7 protein-coding genes and 1 pseudogene are annotated in these 6,771 nt (G+C 67.7%); 3 read left to right on the plus strand and 5 right to left on the minus strand.

Annotation, left to right across the window (positions count from 1 at the left end):
* Window positions 1–39: 39 nt before the first annotated feature.
* The gene (locus tag LF41_RS15830; RefSeq protein ID WP_036172036.1) at window positions 40–1,425 is read left to right on the plus strand and encodes a serine hydrolase domain-containing protein; all 1,386 of its coding nucleotides are present in this window, start codon (window positions 40–42) and stop codon (window positions 1,423–1,425) included.
* A 57-nt stretch (window positions 1,426–1,482) separates the two neighbouring features.
* Here LF41_RS15830 and LF41_RS17295 read toward each other — a convergent pair whose 3' ends face one another.
* From LF41_RS17295 to LF41_RS15855, 5 genes are all read right to left on the minus strand, one after another.
* A complete protein-coding gene (locus tag LF41_RS17295) occupies window positions 1,483–1,935 on the minus strand; it encodes a hypothetical protein (RefSeq protein ID WP_036172040.1) in 453 nt (150 codons plus the stop codon).
* A gap of 749 nt (window positions 1,936–2,684) precedes the next feature.
* Window positions 2,685–3,080, minus strand: a complete 396-nt coding sequence (gene gcvH, locus LF41_RS15840) for a glycine cleavage system protein GcvH (RefSeq protein WP_036172043.1) — start codon at window positions 3,078–3,080, stop codon at window positions 2,685–2,687.
* Window positions 3,081–3,181: 101 nt separating this feature from the next.
* Window positions 3,182–4,291: a glycine cleavage system aminomethyltransferase GcvT gene (gene gcvT / locus LF41_RS15845; RefSeq protein ID WP_036172046.1), complete on the minus strand. Its 1,110-nt coding sequence runs from the start codon at window positions 4,289–4,291 to the stop codon at window positions 3,182–3,184.
* A gap of 50 nt (window positions 4,292–4,341) precedes the next feature.
* Complete coding sequence (locus LF41_RS15850; protein ID WP_036172049.1) at window positions 4,342–4,779, minus strand: NfeD family protein; 438 nt, start codon at window positions 4,777–4,779, stop codon at window positions 4,342–4,344.
* 3 nt (window positions 4,780–4,782) lie between these two features.
* A complete protein-coding gene (locus LF41_RS15855) occupies window positions 4,783–5,751 on the minus strand; it encodes an SPFH domain-containing protein (RefSeq protein WP_036172050.1) in 969 nt (322 codons plus the stop codon).
* Window positions 5,752–5,849: 98 nt separating this feature from the next.
* On the opposite strand from LF41_RS15855, the gene LF41_RS15860 reads away from it, so the two are divergent.
* Together LF41_RS15860 and LF41_RS15865 are read left to right on the plus strand one after the other, a co-directional pair.
* The gene (locus LF41_RS15860) at window positions 5,850–6,440 is read left to right on the plus strand and encodes an RNA polymerase sigma factor (RefSeq protein ID WP_036172053.1); all 591 of its coding nucleotides are present in this window, start codon (window positions 5,850–5,852) and stop codon (window positions 6,438–6,440) included.
* Window positions 6,433–6,771 (plus strand): annotated as a pseudogene (locus LF41_RS15865) (hypothetical protein); the annotation flags it as partial. The gene LF41_RS15860 and the pseudogene LF41_RS15865, both read left to right, overlap by 8 nt.

The following is a 6,771-nucleotide window of genomic DNA, read 5'->3' on the forward strand; positions in this document are numbered from 1 at the left end:
CGGCCCAGCAATTCGCAGCATACGCAGGGGGCTAGCCCGATGAAAGGCGCCGTCAATCGGGTTTCAGCACACAAGGCATGGCGGGCCACGCTGGTCGGCCTGCTCCTTCCCCTCGCCGTCGGTTCCGCCGCGCAGACCCCCGGGGCCGACGCTCCGCTGGCGGCTGCCGCTTCGGCCCCCGCCGTCCTTCCCGTGCAAGTCGCCGCCGTCGGCGTGCAGCGCACGTCGGTCCTGAATCCCAATCCGTTGCCCGTCGCGCAAGGCTTCGACGTGCGCCGGTTCGAGGACATGGCGCAGCAGCTTGTCGCCGACCAGCGCGTGCCCGGCATGGCGATGGCCATCGTGCAGGGCGGGCGCATCGTGTCGATGCGCGGTTACGGCATCACGGACACGAAGGCCGCCGAGCCGATCGATTCGCACACTGTCTTCCGCCTGGCCTCGTTGTCCAAGTCCTTCGCCGGCACGATGACCGGGCTGCTCGTCAACGACGGCGTCATCCGCTGGGACAGCCGCGTCAACGACTACCTGCCCGACTTCCACCTGCAGAACGAGTACGCCACGCAGCGCCTTACCGTCGCGGACGTCCTCAGCCATCGCGTCGGCCTGGTGCACAACACCTACGACCGCGACCTCGAAGGCAACCTCGATTACCGCGCGCTCACGCAGAAGCTCGCCTACGCGCCGACGGCGTGCCTGCCCGGCGATTGCTACGGTTACCAGAACGTCGCCTTCAGCCTGATCGGCGATGTGGTGTTCGCCGCCACCGGCACCTTCTATCAGCAGGAAGTCGAGCGCCGCATCCTCAAGCCGCTCGGCATGAACGATGCGAGCCTCGGCCTCGAAGGCATCGAAGCCAGTCCACGCTGGGCCAAGCCGCACGTGCGCGGCCGCGGCGGCTGGGTGTCGCTGACGCCGAAGCCGACGTACTACCGCGTCGCGCCCGCCGCCGGCGTCAACGCCAGCATCTCGGACATGGCGCAATGGATCCTCGCGCACGGCGGGCATCGCCCCGACGTGTTGCCGGCGCCGTTGCTCGCAACGCTGCATGCGCCGCTCGTCGCCACGCCGGGCGAGATGCGCGGCTCGTGGCGCCGCCAGCGCCTGTCGTCGGCCAGCTACGCGATCGGTTGGCGCGTGTACGACTACGCCGGCCACCAGGTCGTCTTCCACGCCGGTGCGGTGCAGGGCTACCGCGGGATGATGGCGATGCTGCCCGAGCGCGACTTGGGCGTCGTCATTCTCTGGAACAGCGAGAGCTCGCTGCCCTCGGGCCTGCTGCCGACGATCCTCGACAGCGCGGTCGGTTTGCCGGCGCAACGCTGGCTCGATGTCGCGCCGTTCGACGAAGGCCTGTACGCGAAGAGCCAGGAAGCGACCGACGAAGCAGGCGCCGACGCGTCGACGGCCACCGCCGCGCCCAAATAAAAAACCCCACCCCGCCTGGGCACGCGGGATGGGGCTCGATTACGGCTTCGGGGTTTATTACATCATCGGCATGACGGGCGCCGGCATGTTCACCGGGGCCGACTTGCGCGAGGACTTGCGCGCCTTCTTCGCAGCAGGCTTCTTGGCGGCCTTCTTGGCAGCGCGCTTCTTGGTGGCCTTCTTCGTGGCCTTCTTGGCACCGGCCTTGCGGGCGGTCTTCTTGGCAGCCTTGCGGACGCCCTTCTTCGCGGTCGCCTTGCGGGCCGTCTTCTTGGCAGCCTTGCGGACGCCCTTCTTGGCAGCGGACTTGCGGGCCGTCTTCTTCGCGGCCTTGCGCACGCCCTTCTTGGCGGCGGCCTTGCGGACAGTCTTCTTCGCAGCCTTCTTGGCGGTCTTCTTCGCAGCCTTCTTGGCGCCAGCCTTGCGGGCCGTCTTCTTGGCGGCCGACTTGCGGGCGGTCTTCTTCGTCGCCTTCTTGGCGGACTTCTTCGCAGCTTTCTTCATGGCCATGGGATGGCTCCTCGTCAGTGGACTTGCTTGGCTTTGGAACTGTGCCCAGTTCGAAGCGACGTCGCGGGAGTCGGACCCGCGACCAACCGCCGACGCGCATCGCGCGCCGGGACGGATTCTGCATGCCGGCGCACCACGTGCGCGGCAATAAAAAACCCGCGGCGCAGGGCGTCGCGGGTTCCTTGGAAAGATGTCGACTGCGATTTCGCGAGGGAAACGACTCCTGCGTCCACCGTGTTGTCGATCCGGGCGGAGGTGCGTTTTGTTTCGCGTGTTGTCGTTTTGTCGTGACTCACTCGTTACCGCAGGGTGGCTGCTTGCGGCGAAACCTAATCACGGTTTTTTCCTGTGTCAACAACCCCCTACGATTTTTTTGCTGGCTCTCCGGGGTGGGCGTGCTTGGCGGGGAGGTGGGCGCGGGCCGTCCGCGGTGTCCCGAACGGCGCATCGATCAACGCCGCGCGCACGCCACTGTTGCAAAAAATAACTTGTTTTAAGCACTGGACGAAAAACACGCGGTGTGTTTGCGACGTGCGCGCATGTCGCGACGACAACCGATTCGATCCATGCCGGAGGGGGCGATGCGTGCCTTGCGAGCGGTCGAAAAAAGTTTTCGCGATGGCGCATCGCAACACCCGATTTGCGCCCAACTGCGCAAACCTTCGACCGTCCATCGGAAACGAATCCGGCCGCGCGAGGCGGCCGGATGCAGGTGCCGCGACATGCGCGGCGACACGAACGCGATCGCGTCAGTGATCTTCTTCCTCGAGCAGTTCGGCGTAGTCGTCCGGGCCCAGGAGTTCGTTGAGCTGCTCGGGTTCCTCGGCTTCGACGACGAAGATCCAGCCGTCGCCGTACGCGTCTTCGTTGATCGTTTCCGGCTTGTCCGCCAACGCGGCGTTCACTTCGACGACCTTGCCCGTGACGGGCGAGTACACGTCGGAGGCCGCCTTGACCGACTCGACGACCGCCACTGCGTTGCCCGCTTCGACGCGGTCGCCGACGTTCGGAAGTTCGACGTACACCAGGTCGCCGAGCAGGCCCTGCGCATGGTCGGAAATCCCGATGGTGACCTTGCCGTCGCCTTCGACGCGCGCCCATTCGTGGGACTTCATGAACTTCAGGTCGCCGGGGATCTCGTTCATCGTGTTGCTCCGTGCTGCGTCGTCGTGGGGAGGGGTGGGCCGTAGTGTAACGAAGGCGGGCGGCACGGGATCAAGCCGTGCGCCGCGCCATTCGTCGCATTTCAGATGCCGGGTTGCGCCTTGCCTTCGCGCACGAAGGGGAACTTGACCACGCGCACGGGGACCTCGCGCCCGCGGATGTCCACGCGCACCTGCGCGTCGGCGGACAGCTCGCCGGCCGGCACGCGCGCGAAGGCGATGGCCTTGCCGAGCGTGGGCGAGAACGTGCCCGACAGGATCTCGCCCTCGCCGTTGGGCGTGAGCACCTTCTGCCCGTGGCGCAGCACGCCCTTCTCGTCCATCACCAGGCCGATCATCTGGCGCGGCACGCCGGACGACTTCTGCGCTTCGAGCGCGGCGCGTCCGGTGAAGTCGCGGCCTTCGTCGAGCGCGACCGTCCATGCCAGGCCCGCCTCGAACGGCGTGACTGTGTCGTCCATGTCCTGGCCGTAAAGATTCATGCCGGCTTCCAGGCGCAGCGTGTCGCGCGCGCCGAGGCCGGCGGGTTTGACGCCCGCGGCGAGCAACGCATTCCAGAACGCGACGGCCTGCGCTTCGGGCACGAGGATCTCGTACCCGTCCTCGCCGGTGTAACCGGTGCGCGCGACGAACAGCGGTACGCCGTCCTTCGACATCGCGTCCGCGGCGGCGAAACGCGTGAGCTTGCCGACCTTCTCCACCGATGCGGCGTCGAGCAGCGAGGCGACGCGTTCGCGCGCCGTCGGGCCCTGCACGGCGACCATGCCGAACTCCGGACGCTCGGCGACGTCGACGCCGAACGCGCCGGCCGCGGCGTTGATCCACTGCAGGTCCTTCTCGCGCGTGGCCGCGTTGACGACGAGGCGATAGAAGCCCTCGCCCATGTAATAGACGATCAGATCGTCGACCACCCCGCCCTGCGGGTTGAGCATCGCGGTGTACAGCGCCTTGCCCGGCGCCTTGAGCTTGTCGACCGAGTTGGCGACGAGGTTGCGCAGGAAGTCGCGCACGCGCTCGCCGCGCAGGTCGACCACCGTCATGTGCGAGACATCGAACATGCCCGCGTCGCTGCGCACCAGGTGGTGCTCGTCGACCTGCGAGCCATAGTGCAGCGGCATGTCCCATCCGCCGAAGTCGACCATCTTCGCGCCGAGCGAACGGTGGGTGTCGTTGAGGATCGTCTTCTGCGTCATGCGGGCTGCCGTGGGGTCGGAAGCCCGCGATTATCGCACCGTCGAACGGCTCAGCCGGCGGCGTCGACCCGCAACGTCATGCCTTCGGCCGCGAGCACGCGGACCGGCGTGCCGGCCGGGAGGTCCGGACCGACCACGTCCCAGAACGCATCGGCGATCTGTACGCGCCCGTGGCCGTTGACGATGGCGCGATCCAGCGGCACTACGCGCCCGATCAGCGCGGCCGTGCGGCGGTTGAGGATCGGGTCGGCGGGGGCCAGCGCGCGGCGGCCGCGGAACCAGCGGCGCCACGCGAGGATCGACACGATCGCCAGCATCGCGAACAGGCAGGCCTGCATCAGCATCGACAGGCCCGGCACGAGCAGCACGACGAGGAACACGGCGGTGGCCGCGAACCCGAGCCACAACATGAAGGCGCCCGGCGCGAGGACTTCCGCCGCGAACAACAGCAGCGCGATGGCCGCCCAGACGAAGACGTCGGTGCGCATCGATCAGCCTCCGGCGCGCGGTGGCGTGGCCGGTGCGGCGACGGCGCGCGCGGCACCCTGGCGTTCGAGTGCGTCCTTCGCCAGCTCGGCGATGCCGCCGAGCGAGCCGATCACGCCCGCCGATTCCATCGGCATCAACACGAACTTCTGGTTCGGCGCTTCGGCCAGCGCCTTGAAGGCCTCGATGTATTTCTGCGCCACGAAGTAGTTGATCGCGTTGACGTTGCCGCCGGCGATGGCGTCGGAGACCATCTGCGTCGCCTTCGCTTCGGCCTCGGCCAGGCGCTCGCGCGCCTCGGCCTGGCGGAACGCGGCTTCGCGCTGGCCTTCGGCTTCCAGGATCGCGGCCTGCTTGTCGCCTTCGGCGCGCAGGATTTCGGAGGCGCGATGGCCTTCGGCTTCCAGGATGTTGGCGCGCTTTTCGCGTTCGGCCTTCATCTGGCGCGCCATCGAATCCACGAGGTCGCGCGGCGGCTGGATGTCCTTGAGTTCGATGCGGTTGACCTTGATGCCCCACGGGTGCGTCGCCGCATCCACCGACACCAGCACCTTGGCGTTGATCTCGTCGCGCTTGGACAGCGACTCGTCGAGGTCCATCGAACCGATCGACGTACGGATGTTGGTCATGACCAGGTTGAGGATCGCCACTTCCAGCTGCGCGACCTCGTAGGCGGCCTTCGCCGCATCGAGCACCTGGAAGAAGACGATGCCGTCGACCTTCACCACCGCGTTGTCCTTGGTGATGACGTCCTGCGAGGGCACCTCGAGGACCTGCTCCATCATGTTGATCTTGCGGCCGACGCTTTGATAGATCGGCACGAGGAAGTGCAGCCCCGGCGACAGCGTGTGCGTGTAGCGGCCGAAGGCCTCCACCGTCCATTCGTAGCCCTGCGGCACCATCCGCACGGCCTTCATCACCATGATGACGATGAAGAAAAGGACGACCCCGCCCAACATCATGCCCAGAGACATCGCGCCACTCCCCGTTTCGTGTCTGGCCGGAGTATAGGGTGGGGAAAGCGGCAAGCGGCTGCGACGCTTCCGCCCCTTCCGGCATCCACGGTCTACGAATGACCCAAGCCGACCCGACCACCCCACGTTCGAGTTTCGCCATCGACGTGCCCGATGCCCTGCTCGCCCGCGCGCGGGCCGGGGATCGCGCCGCGTTCGAGCAGCTCTACCGGTGGTTCGAGCGGCCGGTGTTCACCCTGGCGCTGCGGATCGGCGGCGACCGGGAGGAGGCGCGCGACGTGCTGCAGGACACGATGCTCAAGGTGCTCGGCCGCATCGGCGAGTTCCGCGGCGGCGGCTCCCCGTTCTGGGGATGGCTGCGGCAGATCGCGGTCAACGAAGCGTTGATGCGCCTGCGCCGCGACAAGCGCCTGGCCAACGAGATCGGCGTCGACGACACCGGCGTGTTCGCCGAAGACGACGCGCCATTGCCGCCGGCCGCCGCGGATGCGGCGCTGGTGCAACGCGCGCTCGCCGGCCTGCCCGCGTCGACGCGCAGCGTGTTGTGGCTCTACCACGCCGAGGGTTACACGCACGACGAAATCGCAGCGGCGATGCAGCGCACCGCCAGCTTTTCGAAATCGCAACTCGCACGCGGAACACGGAAGCTCCGCGCCGCGCTCGCCAGCACGGAGGACGTCCATGCCTGACGCCACGCGCCATTCCGCAATTCCAGATTCCTGGGGCGATGCACTGAATGCATTGCCGCTCGAACGCCCCGACACCGATGCCTGGGCCGACATCGCCGCGCGATTGCCTGCGCGCAAGCGTGCGCCCTGGGTCGCGCGGCTCGCGATCGCGGCGACGCTCGCGCTTGCGGTGATCGTGCCGCTGCGCATGCTGCCCGCGCCGGTCGAACCCGCGGCGCCCTCGCCCGTCGTCGCCACCGCCGCGCAACCCGCGATGCCCGATGCGCTCGAAACCCTCTACGCCGAATCCGCGCAACTCGAAGGCCTGCTCGCGCTCGCGCGCGACGACTCG

The organism is Lysobacter dokdonensis DS-58 (assembly GCF_000770795.1).
Lineage (GTDB): Bacteria > Pseudomonadota > Gammaproteobacteria > Xanthomonadales > Xanthomonadaceae > Noviluteimonas > Noviluteimonas dokdonensis.